This window comes from Acinetobacter sp. YH12052 (assembly GCF_013419835.1).
Lineage (GTDB): Bacteria > Pseudomonadota > Gammaproteobacteria > Pseudomonadales > Moraxellaceae > Acinetobacter > Acinetobacter amyesii.
The window spans coordinates 187,759-202,276 of the sequence record NZ_VOZI01000001.1; the positions used below are offsets into that span (position 1 = coordinate 187,759).

Here is a 14,518-nt window from a genome sequence, read left to right on the forward strand (position 1 = left end):
TAAAAAAGAGAAATGCTATGAAAGTGATGCAGCTTTTACCTGAATTGAACAGTGGTGGTGTCGAGCGAGGAACCTTAGAAATAGCTCGTGCTTTAGTGACCGCCGGCCATGAGTCCTTAGTGGTTTCAAATGGTGGCCGCATGGTGGCTCAATTGGAAGCTGAAGGCTCAACACATCTCACGCTCGCTATCCATAAAAAAGCCTTATCGAGCTTATGGCAAATTCGTCCTCTACGTAAACTGATTGAGCAACATCAACCAGACATCGTGCATGTGCGCTCACGTGTCCCTGCGTGGCTCACGCATTTTGCCCTCAAAGGGATTCCTGCAAACAAGCGACCTCACCTGATTTCAACTGTACATGGTTTTTATTCGATTAATCGCTATAGTCAAATCATGACGCAGGCTGAAAAAGTCATTGCGGTCTCGGATAGTGTTGTCAAATACATCACGGACAACTACAAAAACTGTCCTACCAAGGACATTGTGCGTATTTATCGTGGCATTGACCCCGCTGCTTTTCCACATGGTTATCAACCCTCAGCACAGTGGCTCAATCAAACCCTAAAAGATTTCCCTGAACTAGAAAATAAGCGTCTGATTTGCTTACCAGGCCGTATCACCCGTTTGAAAGGTCATGAAACCCTGATCCATTTAATGGAACAGCTACAAACACAGTATCCCGACGTACATGCGGTGGTGGTCGGTGGTGCAGATCCGAAAAAAGCGGCTTATTTACAAGAAATACAAGACAGCATTGCGGCGAAAGGACTGAGTGATCGGATTAGTTTTGTCGGTCACCGTTCGGATATTCGTGAATGGTTAGCTTTTAGCGATTTGGTTTTATCTTTGTCGAGCCAAGCGGAAACCTTTGGACGGACTGTACTCGAAGCACTGTCTGTAGGTACAACTGTGATCGGTTGGAACCGTGGTGGCGTAGCTGAAATTTTATCGAATGTCTATCCGCAAGGTTTAGTCACTGTCGATGATGAAACCCAATTACTCGAAACCTTAAAGTTGCATTTAGACCAACCACAGCAGGTACAGCCTATCAGTATGTTTAGTTTAAAAGAGATGTGTGATCAGACTTTGGAGTTGTATACGCAAGTGGTCTCTCAGCATTCAGCTTGATTGACTACACACCATAGATATTTGCTGTGCAGGATAGCGCTCGGAAAATTTTTTTAATTAAGCACCTAGATCAGCATCTAGAAAGGATATTGTGAATTTCACAATATCTTTTTTTCTATTAGGATTTTTTAACTGGCGATTTAATCCTTCCATTTAGCCCTTCAATTTCGGGCTTCCACTTAGCCCTTCCATACACGGTATCTGGACATCAACCAAAGGATTAGCGGCAACAACATGACATTCAGAATATATTTCAAACTTTGCCCTATACGCCAATAACCTCTATCTAAAATGTCATGCCGTGCATTAAACAATTCAAATCCCACTGCGACGACCACAACGGTCCAAATCGCATAATGTGATTTCAATTGGCGGTGGTGGCAAAAGGCCACAAAAAAGAACAGGGTTAAGCCAAGATAAATGGAAAGTGCATCGGTGGATAAGTGTGTAATCTGCAATATTTTTTGGTGCCATTCGGACAGCATAGAACGTCTCATACCTATATTTTTATTAGAAATTCATCGTTTTTTTCTTGGCACACTGTATAAAGAAATTAATCAAAAGAAAAGCAAAAAATTCTATATCACAAAAGCAAAACCCGAGTTCTGCATCCTGCAAAACTCGGGTCTATGAGGTTGTGCTTTCACAAGTATTCTTTTTATTTTTTATTGGCTTTCCTTTCCTGCATCCGTTCCGTGATGCTTCCATCGGCTTCGTCTTCCTTAGTGGGATGTTCCGTTCCCAGTTCCATGTGCCGATGAACAAAGAATAAGTCAATACACTTGACCTGACCATTCGTCAGAAGCCGAAAGCTGTGTAAGCTATTTCTTACACTTTTCTCTTAAATCAAACAAAATCAAGGTGCCTTCGTACCATCCTTATAATCACGGGCGATTTCATCGGTCACAATCTTTTCCTCTTTCTCAGCTTTTTCTATACCCTCCTGAATTGCCTCTTGCGCTTCTTGTTCATCTTCATCTGTTTGCTCTAATTCTTCTTGGATTTGCTCAAATACCCTGCCTGTTTGCAGCACTACATAGACAGGAAAATGGTCTGAACCGATATTGGGCAAGCGTTCCATATGTACCAAGGCAAAATCTGTACTATGAAAAATATGGTCGAGCGACCAACGCAGCAGTGGATAATTGGCATGAAAGGTATTTACGAAATGCCGTCCAACACGTGGGTCTAAAAGTCCACTGATTCGTTGAAAGAGTCGTGTAGTACGTGACCATGCCACATCATTCAGGTCCCCCATAACGATGCAACTTTCATCTAAATCTTTAATCTGATCGCCGACAATTAGCAATTCTGCATCGCGTAAAGTTGAATCTTTGGCTTCTGTTGGACTTGGCGGTTTGGGATGTAAACAATACAGTTGAACCTGATTTCCTGATGCTAAGGTGACTCGGGTATGGATCGAAGGAATTTCATCACTGAGAATAAATTTGACTTCAGTTTCACTAAGTTCTAACTTGCTATACAAATGCATCCCATACAAATTATCCAAAGGTACGGGTACGCGATAAGGATAATCAGCTTCAATCACTGCCAATTCATTTTGCCAAGTTTGATCTGTTTCTAGCGTGAGTACCAAGTCAGGTTGATGCTTTTGTATTTGTGCCAATAACAAGTGATATTGAGTGTTCGGCGTAAGTACATTTGAGACAATGATTGAAATTTGTTTCTGTTTATCTAACTGGTCTGATCGAACTTTTTTGACTTGTTTTTTCCAAATAAAGGTATAAGGCAAAACCATTTTTAATTGATATGCCAAGGCAGCAATCAACCCAATTAGAATGATTTCACGCGCCAAGTCCCATTCAGCATTCCATAAAATTAAGCCTATGAAGGCAAATATGCCCAAAGCCAAGATTTGCAGACGCGGAAAATCTGCACCACGAAACCACCATTCATCTCGTGGTATGAGTGACCAAAATGTCAACAAAATGACGAAGCCCGCCAGTATTTCAATCCAAATCATTACACCTCCCTTATATTCTTTATTTTTTATTGATTCATAAATTTATATCAGTTTTGCATGTAACATAAACAAGATATATTGCACAATATTATTGGTGTTTTCATTATGTAGCGCTTGCAGTTATGCGCCCTTTTGGTACACTCGAACCCCCTTTTTATTTTTTTAACGCACCGAGGCAAAGTGACATGAAAGTAGGTCTGGTCGGTTGGCGCGGGATGGTTGGTTCCGTCCTTATGCAACGTATGGTTGAAGAAAACGATTTCGCTCATTTCGAACCGTTTTACTTTTCTACCAGTAATGCAGGTGGTGAAGCCCCTGCGTTTGGTGGTAAGACTGCCCCAGCACTTATGGATGCAACGGACATTGATAGTCTGAAGCAAATGGATGTCATTATCACCTGCCAAGGTGGCGATTATACGACTGAAGTTTTCCCTAAGCTTAAAGCAGAAAACTGGAATGGTTACTGGATCGATGCTGCATCGACTTTACGTATGGATGATGAAGCGATCATCGTACTTGACCCAGTAAACATGAACGTAATCAAAGACGGCTTAGTGAAAGGCACAAAAACATTCGTGGGCGGTAACTGTACCGTTTCATTGATGTTGATGGGTTTAGGCGGTCTATTCCAAAATAATTTAGTGGAATGGGCAACCTCAATGACGTATCAAGCGGCTTCTGGTGCAGGCGCGCAAAACATGCGTGAATTGATTTCAGGTATGGGCTACTTGTATAACAATACTAAAGATTTGCTGGATGACCCACGCTCACCAATTTTAGATATCGATTCTAAAATTGCACAATTACAACGTGGCGAAGGTTTCCCATCTGCAAACTTCGGTGTGCCTTTAGCGGGTTCTCTCATTCCTTATATCGACAAACAGCTTGAAAGCGGTCAGTCGAAAGAAGAATGGAAAGGTCAAGTTGAAACCAACAAGATCTTAGGCAACCAGCAAATCGTTCCAATCGATGGACACTGTGTCCGTATTGGTGCGATGCGTTGTCACTCACAAGCATTGACTTTAAAACTTCGTAAAGATGTGCCACTAGATGAAATCGAAGATATCATCGCTAGTGCCAACGATTGGTCTAAAGTGGTGCCAAATACGCGTGAAGCTTCAATGACTGATCTGACTCCTGTTGCTGTAACTGGCACCTTGTCTGTTCCAGTTGGTCGTCTACGTAAGCTCAACATGGGTAAAGAATACCTAGGTGCATTCACTGTGGGTGACCAATTGCTTTGGGGTGCTGCTGAACCTTTACGTCGTATGCTAAGAATTCTCATTGATTATAAAACTGCTTAAGCATTTTTAAGTCTCTGAACAAGAAGCCGATCACAATTGATCGGCTTTTTTATGTAACTGTCGTGTAAATATTTTACAATTCTTCGACAACTCGCTAATCTATAATTTTCGCCATGCGACATATATTCGAGCTAAAGATTAAGATGACCGTATATAACAAATTAAAGATCGCCATTTTAGCCGTTATTGCATCTCAAAACATTCAAGCGATCAGCATTGATCCTGTACAAGTCCAGTCAGCACCCGGGGAATTGCTGTACGCTGAGATTCATTTTCGCCACTCAAACACATCTGTGCCGCTCAATGCAAGTTTGGCCACGGCAGAGGATTTATTGAGTATGGGTACAGGGCATCAACCGCCGGGACATTTAAACTTCTTTACGCGTCGTGATGGTGCAGGCAACGGGGTGATTACCATTACCTCTTCGCGTCCAGTAACCGATGCAGAACTTAATTTTATTGTTAATATTAAAGAAGGTAATGCTTCACGTCTGCAACAAATTCGTACCCCTTTAAAACGCAATCCAGCGCCGTCAAATGCGACTCAAACCCGTGCCAATGAGCGTGCTTTAACACCTGTCGTGATTGTAAATGAAAAAGAAATTGCCTTAAATTTACCTGTCAGCACCCTCTACACCGCAAAAGCACCCGTAGCTGTAGAACAACCCTTACTACTCAGCACCAAAACACCGCCGAAGTTAGCACAATTAGCAACGTCAACGCCTGTTGCGATTGAACCTGTCACGCATGTGCAAAATTATAGCGTTGCACCTGCGGAGCAAAATAGCGCAAGTACTTCATCAGGTTCTGAAACATCAATTTCGCAAGTTACAAAAACCAATTCGACCGGCTCTGTCAGTTCAGAAATGCAAGCCACACAAACTGCAACAGCATCAACTGCAAGATCTCAAGACCCATTGGCACAAAAATTTGCTGCGGAGCAGGCAGCACAAAAACGTGAAAATCCAACAACGACAACTCAAACAGCATCTACACCAAAACCAACAAGTACTGCAGCTGCATCGACAGCAACACCAGTGGCAAAATATGTGGTTCGCTCGAATGAAAGCCTTTGGGGAATTGCCTCACGTATTGCGACAGAACAAAACCGCCCTGTTTCTGAAGTCATGCAACAAATTAAAAACAGCAACGAACATGCATTCATTCAAGGCGATGTAAACCGTCTGCGCCGTGGTGCTGCCTTAAATCTGCATGGTATGCAGCAAGCAAAACAGCCTGTCAAAGTCTCTGCTGCAGAACTTGCCAAAGTACCTTCGAAGCAGTCAGGTAAAACCAAATACCGCTTGAATCAAGCTGAAATGAGTCTGGTTGCAGAGAAAGCGCAAGATTCGGCACAATCTTCTGCCAACAGTGCGGCAGAAAAGAATAAAACTTCGAAAGAGTTGTCATTAAAAGTTATGACATCTCGTGAAAAAACCGTTAAATTACAGAGAAACGTAACTCAATTAGAATTGGCGCTAAATCAAAAGGATCACAGAATTCAATTATTAAATGCTCGTCTTGCTCAACTGCAACAACAGTTGAAAGCTCAACAAGCAGATAAAAGAAGCCAATAAACTAAAACGTTACCAATCAAGATTTTATAGGGATGAGTGCAACTGTATATCGCTCTATCTCCAAGGGGTTAAAACATGCTGATTTATGTGATTCCATTAGTGATCTTAGTGATCGTATTGGTTTTTTTAAACAAACGCCAAAAAGGTCAAGAATCAGATAAAGCCAAACCAACATCCACTAAAACCAAGAAAACGGGTGTTTCGGCCAAAGCGACTCCGAAGAAAACTCAAGTGGTTGAAAGCAGTGTCATTGAAAAAAAATCAATGACACCATTAACGACCGATGCTCGTGGCAAAATTGAAAAATTAATTGCGGAACGTAATTTCTTTTCTGCTGAAGCGCAAATCAATCAATCATTAAAACGTGATAACTCACAACATGAGTTATACCTATATCTATTAGATATTCACATCTTACAAAAAGACGAATTTGCCATCAGCCAATTGCTGAGCCATATTCGTTCACTTGAACTCGATGAAATTTTAGAACAAGCTGAAGCAAAAAAAGTAGAGTTTGAAAATTCTCAAAATGTGAAAGATGATGCCATTAACTTTGTATCACCGATCACTGAAGAGGCTCCATCAAAAGCTCAAAATACCTCTGATTTTGATGCTTTAATGCAAAGTTCAACTGCTGCACCTGTTGAGCCCAAAGCAGCCGAAATTAAACCACTAGATTTTAATTTCACCACTGAAACGCCTGCAAAAGTAGACATTTCTACCTCAGTTGAAAGTGCTCCTGCTGAAAAAATACAGCCGCTTGAATTTGATACGCTTTCAATTTCACCAGAACCTGCACTTGAAGCAACACCGAAAACCGATGAGATTGCTCAGCCATCTCCTGCCGTTGAAGAAATCAAACCGATTGATTTTGCAATGGACTTTGCCCCAAGCACTGAAGCAGTGGCTGAAACCAAAACAGAAACTGTAGAAGATAAAATCGAGCCTTTAGATTTTTCATTTACAACAGAAACACCAGTTGTAGAAGAAAACAAAGTTGAAGCTCCAACCTTAAACTTTGACTTAGGTGCTTTTGAAACAGCAAAAACAGAAGAAGCAGTTGTCGCTCCTGCAACAGAGTTTAACCTAGAGTCTACGCCTGAAGATAAACCTGCCGCACCTGCTTCAAGTGGTGTGAGTTTTGACATTAGCGGTTTGGGCACACCTTCAACCCCATCTGCTACAGACCAAAACGATCCATTGGTTCAATCTTTCCCTGAACTGGTTGAAGTCAATGAAATTGAATTGAATCTTGAATTGGCAGCGCAATACATCAAACTAGGTGCTTATGACGCTGCACGTGAAATTTTGACTGAAAAAGAAGCTGAGTTTTCTTCAGCTCAACGTCAACAAGCAGATCAGTTACTGAATCAAATCGCATCTTAAGCAAAAGCGATTTAAACTAAAGCAGTCTTTCAAGGCTGCTTTTTTTATGATGAAAAAAATTGCTCTTATTTATATGGGTGGTACCTTTGGTTGTATCGGTGAACCTTTAAGCCCCATGCCAGCGAATGCGTTTTTACCTAAATTACAGCATGTCCTGCCACTGCACCTTAACATTGAATGTTTTGTCGCACCTGTCATTCGTGACAGTAGTGCCTGTACCGCACCCGACTGGCTGGCACTTCTCCAACAAATTCAAAGCTTACAATTACAACAATTTCAGCATTTCGTAATTATTCATGGCACAGACACGCTTAGCTATGCCAGCGCAGTGCTTGCACACTTTATGGGACAGTCTGCTCATATCGTGCTAACAGGCAGCCAATATCCGCTGTTTAATGTGGCTGGTGACAACACCCGTGAATTTACCGATGCCATCGACAATTTAAATTTTGCATTGGAATCGGTACACCAATCGAGTGTTGGGGTTTATTTGGCCTTTCATCATCAATTAATGCATGCTCAATCCGCACTAAAAGTACATACAACCGATCTGAAAGCCTTTGATGGGCTGCCAGCCACACAGCCACTTCCAACGCTTACATCGCCATATATTGTTCAAGCCAATGATTTAGACAAAGCGGCTCATTTCAATTGCCTGAATTGGATGTTGCAACCGATTGCAACCAAGCTACACAGTCAAAATTTAGCGGCTCTACTTACACACACGCCAGACGTTTTAATTCTGCAAGGTTTTGGCACAGGCAACATTGCCGTTGATGCTGAATTACTCAATGTATTAAAGGCTATACAACAAAAAAATTGCAAAATTATTTTAAGTACACAGGTTGTTCATGGCGGTATAGATCAGCGCTATGCTGTCAGTGACTGGGTCAAAGATAGTGGAATATTACTGAGCAATTGTTTGGGTCATGCAGATCTTTATGCCAAATGTTTGAAAATGTATTTACAATACGGCAGTGCCGCAGACTGGACTGCGCATTGGAACGATTAAGTCATTTGAGGTAACTATGCAACGTTTTGCGATTGGGATTGAGTTTTGTGGCATGCAATACAAGGGCTGGCAAACTCAGCAACCGGGCGTACCAAGCGTGCAAGAAACCATTGAAACGGTCCTCAGTAAAGTGGCCAATGAGCCAATCATGTTGCACGGCGCTGGCCGAACAGATGCGGGCGTCCATGCAACCAATATGGTGGCACATTTCGATACTCATGCGATTCGTCCCATTCGTGGATGGTTAATGGGCAGTAATAGCCAATTACCTCGTGATATCTCCATCCAATGGATTAAGGAAATGGATCAGGACTTCCATGCCCGCTTTAAGGCACAAGCGCGTCGATATCGCTATGTGGTCTATAACAATCCACAGCGCCCAGCTTTACTGCACAAACAAGTGACTCATGTTTATGCCAAGCTAGATGTGCTGAAAATGCAACGTGCCGCGGCCAAATTTGAAGGCACTCATAATTTCGAAAGCTTCCGTGCCGCAGCGTGTCAGTCCAATCAGCCCGTTCGTCATGTCAGCCATTGTCGCTTGATCCAACACGGATGTTACTTAGTCCTAGATATTCAGGCCGATGGTTTTTTACATCACATGGTGCGTAACATCATGGGCTGTTTGTTGGAAATTGGGCAAGGTATGTATGACGTTGACCATATTGACGACATTTTTGCGGCTGAAGATCGTAAAGCAGCAGGTGTCACCGCACCACCCGATGGACTATATTTTATCCATGCAGACTATCCAGCTCAGTTTGAACTTCCTCAAGTTCCGTTAGGACCACATTGGCTAAATATGCCTGAATAAACAATCCCTCCCAACCTCACTTTCACAGTGGGAGGAGTGTCATTTTCTCCATTATTGCTAAGCTTTAAAATGAAAGTCCCCCTTTGAAAAAGGGGGGATTCTGTTTAGGGAATACTTTTAAATGTTCAACGTTAACGCTGCTTTCGTTTACGATATTCCACAGGCGTTTCATTGGTCCAGCGTTTAAATGCACGATAGAACGTACTTGGTTCAGAAAAACCCGTTAAGTACACAATGCGCTCCACACTTTCATTGGTATTGGCCAATAATTTTTTAGCCAAACGACAGCGATAGTCTGACAAAATTTGCTGAAAACTGGTATTGGCTTCTGACAACTGAGTCCGTAAACGACGCGGGGTAATGTTGAGCTGCGCAGCGACCGTTTCAAGCGTGGTTTCACCACTTTCTAGCGTTGAACCAATAGCACGGCGAACTTCACCGACCAAATCATAACGCGCCAACTCCTGAAGTTTTTCAATCGCCAACTGCTCATGCAATTGTAATAACTCAGGTTCTGCCTGCCACAATTGATACTCTAAAATAGCCGGATCAAAATACAATCGGGTTTCTTTCTGCCCTAAGCTCACAGGGCATTCATAAACACGGAAATACTCATCATCTGGCGCGCCCTGACTAAAGTTAAAGTCGATATAAATCGGCTGAAAACGCCCTTCAGTAATAAACTTAAAGAAACGCAAAACACCGGACATCGCGCATTCAGAAAAATGACGATTCACGATATTTTCTGCCCAAGGCTGATGACCATTGGTCAAATAGCAGCGGTCATCTTCAATCACCAATTGCGCATGAAAGGCATCGCTAATTAGGCGTTGATAGGCCAAAGCCCGCTTTAAACCTTCACCGAAATTCTCAGATGAAATAAATAAGTGTTCAATCACCTGCCCTCGATATAAAGGCAAATGCTCTCCCAGATGCAAACCAATATCAGGATCCTTACTGACTTCTTCTGCAGCCACCCAGAATGCAAATTGTGCATTCAATGGGGTACGGTCATTGGTTTCAACCTGATTTAATGCCACACCCGCTTTTGTTAAAATTTCTTCTGTTGGCAATCCGGCACGACGAATCGCTTGATACCCTAAACGCAACACAACAGATGCATCAGTTAGCTGACCCACTCCAGAACCTTCCTTGTATGTACTTCATTTATACCTAAAAAGATTGATTTTAGATTAACTGCGATTGACCAAACTGACAACAGTTACTGCACATTTTTTGTTGAAAATATTTAACTAAATTGTTCGCTTATTTTACTGACAGTCGATCAGTTCAAAGCCTTTTACGGCTTGTATTCTGAAAAAAAATTGACTATAATTTGCGCCTTGCTAATTTATTCATTCAGGTAGGCTATGGCCAATAAAGAGGAACTCATCGAGTTCGAAGGCGTTGTCACCGAGACGCTTCCTAATACTATGTTCCGTGTACGTTTAGAAAACGGTCATGAAGTGATTGCTCACATCTCTGGCAAAATGCGTAAACACTATATCCGTATTTTGACTGGCGACAGTGTTAAAGTAGAAATGACACCTTATGATTTGACTAAGGGTCGTATCACTTACCGTGCGCGCTAAGTTTTAGCGAAGCGAAAAAGCCACTTTATAAGTGGCTTTTTTTGTATTTATTTCAATACAATGATAAAAATTGACTGCAAATTTGCTTTCCTTTACAGTCTAAAAACATAAAAATTCGATTATAAAATTCAAAATATAAGGACATAAAATCATATGAAACATCTAGGATTAGTCGGTGCTATCTTTTGTGTGGCTTGCGCCACGACAGGCCAAAAACAACTCAATCAATCCCTACAACACTATATTGGACAGCCAGCTAATCAAGTTCATAAAGAGCTCAACTTGAGTCAATTGGGCTATAAAGTGATGGGAGCACCCGTACAAAGCAATGAAAAACTTAGCTATACCATTTTACGCTCGATGCCAATCCCGATTGGTACACCAAATATCGGCACCAGTATAGCCATGGGCGCCCCTATCCCAACGCCGTCTAAAGGTGGTGTCACTGTCGATATGCAATGTAAAATCGAGTTCAAATTACGCAATCAAATAGTTGAATCCATTGACTATGTTGGCAGAGCTTGTTGATCCTGCATGAGAATACTAGAGGCTAATCTTGCTCAGATGACCGTGTATCAAATGACTACAGTGTTATACAGACCGATCTGACTAAACTGAATTTATTTCGTGAGAAACTGACCCATGGAATTTATTTTAGAACATCAGGTTTACAAAGATCAGCGTTTTATTCGTCCGATATTGAGCATGGGATGCGTTCTAAGCATTGTATGCTTGGCTGGCTGTAGCACGACATCAACGATATCCTCCGTTGAACGTGAACGCTATTTAACCTCATTTATTGGTCAATCGAGCCAAACGATTCAAGCAGAACTCGACCTCAGCAAACTCGGCTATCAAAGAACCTCTCCCGTGGAGGTCAGTTCAGACTACCTTCGTTATCGTGTCGCACGCCCGATCAGTATTCCTTTACCGATGGCGGAAAATCCTACGATGGGCATGGGCAGCGGCGCTGCTGTGCCGATTCCCAGTGGAAATACACGCTATGAGGTTGAGTTAAACTGCCTTATTCAATTTCGCTTAAAGCATAATATTGCAACTGATGTCCGATTAACTGGTCGCACCTGTTAGCGCATCAATTCTAGGATTGATAATTTCTAGGCACAAAAAAACGCAGCATAAACGCTGCGTTTTTTGATTCGCCATTAGTTCAATGCAGAAACTACAGCTTGACCCATTTCAACAGTACCGACTTGAGTACTGCCTTCTGACATGATGTCACCTGTACGTAAGCCTTGATCTAGGACGTTACCTACTGCATCTTCAATTGCTTTTGCCGCCGCTTCTTCACGGAAGGTATAACGTAGCATCATAGCAACAGACAGAATTGTAGCTAATGGGTTCGCAATGTTTTGACCTGCGATATCTGGCGCTGAACCGTGGCAAGGTTCATACATGCCTTTACCATTTTCATCTAAAGAAGCCGATGGCAACATGCCGATAGAACCGGTTAACATCGCTGCTTCATCAGACAAGATATCGCCGAACAAGTTACCAGTCACGATCACATCAAATTGTTTTGGCGCACGAACCAATTGCATTGCAGCATTGTCAACATACATATGAGACAAGTTAATTTCAGGATACTGCTCTTCTTTTAACGCAGTTACAGTTTGTTTCCAAAGCTCAGTCACTTCTAGTACGTTGGCTTTATCCACTGAACACACTTTACCACCACGTAAGTTCGCCATTTCAAAAGCAACTTTGGCAATACGCTTGATTTCAGATTCTGCATATACGTCAGTATTGAAACCTTGTTTTTCGCCGTTTTCGAGTTCACGAATACCACGTGGTTGACCGAAATAGATCCCGCCAGTTAACTCACGTACGATCAAGATATCCAATCCTGCTACGATTTCAGGTTTTAAGCTCGACGCATCTGCAAGCTGCGGATAAAGAATTGCTGGACGTAAATTGGCAAATAAATTTAATTCTGAACGAATTTTTAATAGGCCACGTTCTGGACGAATTGAACGCTCAATAGTATCCCACTTAGGACCACCCACTGCACCCAATAAAATCGCATCCGCAGTCTTCGCTTGTGCTGCTGTTACATCTGGATAAGGTGAACCGTGCGCGTCGATCGCTGCACCACCTAAAAGACCTTGTTCCCAAGTCAAACCTAAGTTGAATTTCTCGTTTACACGTGTCAGCACTTGTTCAGCCGCTTTCACGATTTCAGGACCAATACCATCACCTGGTAAAATCAAAATATGTTTTGACATGAGTCGTTCCATTTATACGCTGGCTTGATTACCAGTCAGATTTAAAGTTTCTTTTCTACAAACTCACCAAGTCCTGTGAGGACATTGTACGGTCGGCAGAAACGTCGAATCGTTTTTGCACCTTGCTTTAAGTCTACACAGAGCGGATCAGGCGCAGATTTATCTAGTAAACTGCCTCTGTTTTTTGAACGCTCACGGTACATTTTAAAGGTGTACTCGTGTTTAGACCTAAAGTTGTGAATGACATGCAAGCGCTCTGCTTTTTCCTGAGAAATTGGATAATAGCGAATCACGACTTCATGCTGACCTGAAGGTACAGACAAATACAAAGGATTAGGCTCAGACAATGAACGACCATTTAACCGTACAATACCTGCTTTAATCGCAGCACGTTGTACATGTTGATTATTTGGATCAACCACCTGTATTTGATCAAAACGCTCAAATTCACAGTGCGCTGTACCTGCACAGTAAATCAAAGCATTATTTTTTGTACTTTCAGTTTCCTTCACATTTTTAATGCGTGCCGTATCAAAGCTTTGACAGGCAGAGAGCGTTGCAAACAGCGCTCCCGTTACAACCAGCTGACCGAAGAACTTTTTCATTTTTCGAACCCAACCTGATAAATTCTGGCTAACGTATAAATTTTGTTTCGCCTGATATTAACAAGACTTAAGCCGACTGACTACTAAGAAGTTCTACAGTGACACTGACTTAAGCTTTAATTTCTGCAAATACCCAAGGGCGAGATGCTTTGGTTTTTTCTTCATAAGCACGGATATCATCGGCTGCTTGTAAGGTTAAACCGATATCATCCAAGCCATTCAATAAGCAGTGTTTACGGAATGGATCGACTTCAAATGTAAATGCTTCACCACTCGGTGTACGTACTTCTTGCGCAGCCAAATCAATGGTTAATTGATAGCCTTCAGATGCAGCACATTCTTTAAATAACTGATCGACGATCTCTTCAGACAAGATCACTGGCAACATGCCATTTTTAAAGCTGTTATTAAAGAAAATGTCCGCATAGCTTGGTGCAATGACGGTACGGAAACCATATTCTTCTAATGCCCAAGGCGCATGCTCACGGCTCGAACCACAACCAAAGTTTGCACGAGAGATCAAAATCGACGCACCTTGATAACGCGGTTTATTCAATTCGAAATCTGGGTTAATTGGACGTTTTGAAATGTCTTGACCTAAATAGCCTTCATCCAAATAGCGCAACTCATCAAATAAGTTGGCACCAAAGCCTGTACGCTTAATAGATTTCAAAAACTGTTTTGGAATAATTAAATCTGTATCAACATTGGCACGGTCTAATGGTGCAACGATACCTTGTTCAACGGTATATTTTTTCATGTTTATTTCTCACTGAATCCGTGACCTCTCCCTAACCCTCTCCTAAAAGGAGAGGGAACTCCTTCTCTTGCGCCATGATATGGCTCAGGGAGAAGGTTGGGATGAGGGCTT

The 14,518-nt window shown here is 42.1% G+C and carries 15 protein-coding genes; 9 read left to right on the forward strand and 6 right to left on the reverse strand.

Annotated features, from left to right (window positions below):
- Positions 1 to 17: 17 nt before the first annotated feature.
- Entirely contained in the window at positions 18 to 1,130 is a 1,113-nt protein-coding gene (locus FTU06_RS00845; RefSeq protein ID WP_180144365.1) for a glycosyltransferase family 4 protein, read from the forward strand.
- Between the two features lie 179 nt (positions 1,131 to 1,309).
- Here the strand turns inward: FTU06_RS00845 and FTU06_RS00850 are convergent, their stop codons facing one another.
- Both FTU06_RS00850 and FTU06_RS00855 read right to left on the reverse strand, forming a co-directional pair.
- Positions 1,310 to 1,615 (reverse strand): hypothetical protein, encoded by a 306-nt coding sequence (locus FTU06_RS00850; RefSeq protein WP_257234201.1) that lies wholly within the window; start codon positions 1,613 to 1,615, stop codon positions 1,310 to 1,312.
- A 371-nt stretch (positions 1,616 to 1,986) separates the two neighbouring features.
- Complete coding sequence (locus FTU06_RS00855; protein ID WP_180144371.1) at positions 1,987 to 3,114, reverse strand: endonuclease/exonuclease/phosphatase family protein; 1,128 nt, start codon at positions 3,112 to 3,114, stop codon at positions 1,987 to 1,989.
- Positions 3,115 to 3,299: 185 nt separating this feature from the next.
- On the opposite strand from FTU06_RS00855, the gene asd reads away from it, so the two are divergent.
- The 5 genes from asd (at position 3,300) to truA (ending at position 9,207) form a co-directional block, all read left to right on the forward strand.
- Positions 3,300 to 4,418 (forward strand): aspartate-semialdehyde dehydrogenase, encoded by a 1,119-nt coding sequence (gene asd / locus FTU06_RS00860; protein WP_111884081.1) that lies wholly within the window; start codon positions 3,300 to 3,302, stop codon positions 4,416 to 4,418.
- A 143-nt stretch (positions 4,419 to 4,561) separates the two neighbouring features.
- Positions 4,562 to 5,995, forward strand: coding sequence for a hypothetical protein (locus FTU06_RS00865; protein WP_180007153.1), 1,434 nt, complete (start codon positions 4,562 to 4,564; stop codon positions 5,993 to 5,995).
- Positions 5,996 to 6,070: 75 nt separating this feature from the next.
- On the forward strand, positions 6,071 to 7,381 hold the full coding sequence (locus tag FTU06_RS00870) for a fimbrial protein FimV (RefSeq protein ID WP_180144374.1): 1,311 nt from the start codon (positions 6,071 to 6,073) through the stop codon (positions 7,379 to 7,381).
- Between the two features lie 49 nt (positions 7,382 to 7,430).
- A complete protein-coding gene (locus tag FTU06_RS00875) occupies positions 7,431 to 8,393 on the forward strand; it encodes an asparaginase domain-containing protein (RefSeq protein ID WP_180144447.1) in 963 nt (320 codons plus the stop codon).
- A gap of 16 nt (positions 8,394 to 8,409) precedes the next feature.
- Complete coding sequence (truA, locus tag FTU06_RS00880; protein ID WP_180084722.1) at positions 8,410 to 9,207, forward strand: tRNA pseudouridine(38-40) synthase TruA; 798 nt, start codon at positions 8,410 to 8,412, stop codon at positions 9,205 to 9,207.
- Positions 9,208 to 9,338: 131 nt separating this feature from the next.
- Here the strand turns inward: truA and FTU06_RS00885 are convergent, their stop codons facing one another.
- Positions 9,339 to 10,346 carry an AraC family transcriptional regulator gene (locus FTU06_RS00885; protein ID WP_078189717.1) on the reverse strand — a complete coding sequence of 336 codons (1,008 nt, stop codon included), beginning with the start codon at positions 10,344 to 10,346 and terminating at the stop codon, positions 9,339 to 9,341.
- A gap of 231 nt (positions 10,347 to 10,577) precedes the next feature.
- On the opposite strand from FTU06_RS00885, the gene infA reads away from it, so the two are divergent.
- The 3 genes from infA (at position 10,578) to FTU06_RS00900 (ending at position 11,888) form a co-directional block, all read left to right on the forward strand.
- Positions 10,578 to 10,799, forward strand: a complete 222-nt coding sequence (gene infA, locus FTU06_RS00890) for a translation initiation factor IF-1 (protein WP_001284370.1) — start codon at positions 10,578 to 10,580, stop codon at positions 10,797 to 10,799.
- Positions 10,800 to 10,952: 153 nt separating this feature from the next.
- Positions 10,953 to 11,327 carry a hypothetical protein gene (locus tag FTU06_RS00895; protein ID WP_180144377.1) on the forward strand — a complete coding sequence of 125 codons (375 nt, stop codon included), beginning with the start codon at positions 10,953 to 10,955 and terminating at the stop codon, positions 11,325 to 11,327.
- A 114-nt stretch (positions 11,328 to 11,441) separates the two neighbouring features.
- On the forward strand, positions 11,442 to 11,888 hold the full coding sequence (locus tag FTU06_RS00900; protein WP_373684677.1) for a hypothetical protein: 447 nt from the start codon (positions 11,442 to 11,444) through the stop codon (positions 11,886 to 11,888).
- A gap of 74 nt (positions 11,889 to 11,962) precedes the next feature.
- Here FTU06_RS00900 and leuB read toward each other — a convergent pair whose 3' ends face one another.
- The 3 genes from leuB to leuD form a co-directional block, all read right to left on the reverse strand.
- Positions 11,963 to 13,042 (reverse strand): 3-isopropylmalate dehydrogenase, encoded by a 1,080-nt coding sequence (gene leuB / locus FTU06_RS00905; RefSeq protein ID WP_078189719.1) that lies wholly within the window; start codon positions 13,040 to 13,042, stop codon positions 11,963 to 11,965.
- 41 nt (positions 13,043 to 13,083) lie between these two features.
- Positions 13,084 to 13,647 carry a hypothetical protein gene (locus tag FTU06_RS00910; RefSeq protein ID WP_078189720.1) on the reverse strand — a complete coding sequence of 188 codons (564 nt, stop codon included), beginning with the start codon at positions 13,645 to 13,647 and terminating at the stop codon, positions 13,084 to 13,086.
- A gap of 109 nt (positions 13,648 to 13,756) precedes the next feature.
- Complete coding sequence (gene leuD, locus FTU06_RS00915) at positions 13,757 to 14,407, reverse strand: 3-isopropylmalate dehydratase small subunit (RefSeq protein WP_078189721.1); 651 nt, start codon at positions 14,405 to 14,407, stop codon at positions 13,757 to 13,759.
- Between the last annotated feature and the right edge of the window lie 111 nt (positions 14,408 to 14,518).

What these genes read in the sequence shown, in the direction of transcription:
- leuB (WP_078189719.1), bottom strand. Translation starts at nt 13,042, where the DNA reads ATGTCAAAACATATTTTGATTTTACCAGGTGATGGTATTGGTCCTGAA.
- FTU06_RS00875 (WP_180144447.1), top strand. Translation starts at nt 7,431, where the DNA reads ATGAAAAAAATTGCTCTTATTTATATGGGTGGTACCTTTGGTTGTATC.
- FTU06_RS00910 (WP_078189720.1), bottom strand. Translation starts at nt 13,647, where the DNA reads ATGAAAAAGTTCTTCGGTCAGCTGGTTGTAACGGGAGCGCTGTTTGCA.
- FTU06_RS00870 (WP_180144374.1), top strand. Translation starts at nt 6,071, where the DNA reads ATGCTGATTTATGTGATTCCATTAGTGATCTTAGTGATCGTATTGGTT.
- FTU06_RS00865 (WP_180007153.1), top strand. Translation starts at nt 4,562, where the DNA reads ATGACCGTATATAACAAATTAAAGATCGCCATTTTAGCCGTTATTGCA.
- truA (WP_180084722.1), top strand. Translation starts at nt 8,410, where the DNA reads ATGCAACGTTTTGCGATTGGGATTGAGTTTTGTGGCATGCAATACAAG.
- asd (WP_111884081.1), top strand. Translation starts at nt 3,300, where the DNA reads ATGAAAGTAGGTCTGGTCGGTTGGCGCGGGATGGTTGGTTCCGTCCTT.
- FTU06_RS00895 (WP_180144377.1), top strand. Translation starts at nt 10,953, where the DNA reads ATGAAACATCTAGGATTAGTCGGTGCTATCTTTTGTGTGGCTTGCGCC.
- FTU06_RS00900 (WP_373684677.1), top strand. Translation starts at nt 11,442, where the DNA reads ATGGAATTTATTTTAGAACATCAGGTTTACAAAGATCAGCGTTTTATT.
- leuD (WP_078189721.1), bottom strand. Translation starts at nt 14,407, where the DNA reads ATGAAAAAATATACCGTTGAACAAGGTATCGTTGCACCATTAGACCGT.
- FTU06_RS00845 (WP_180144365.1), top strand. Translation starts at nt 18, where the DNA reads ATGAAAGTGATGCAGCTTTTACCTGAATTGAACAGTGGTGGTGTCGAG.
- FTU06_RS00855 (WP_180144371.1), bottom strand. Translation starts at nt 3,114, where the DNA reads ATGATTTGGATTGAAATACTGGCGGGCTTCGTCATTTTGTTGACATTT.
- FTU06_RS00850 (WP_257234201.1), bottom strand. Translation starts at nt 1,615, where the DNA reads ATGCTGTCCGAATGGCACCAAAAAATATTGCAGATTACACACTTATCC.
- infA (WP_001284370.1), top strand. Translation starts at nt 10,578, where the DNA reads ATGGCCAATAAAGAGGAACTCATCGAGTTCGAAGGCGTTGTCACCGAG.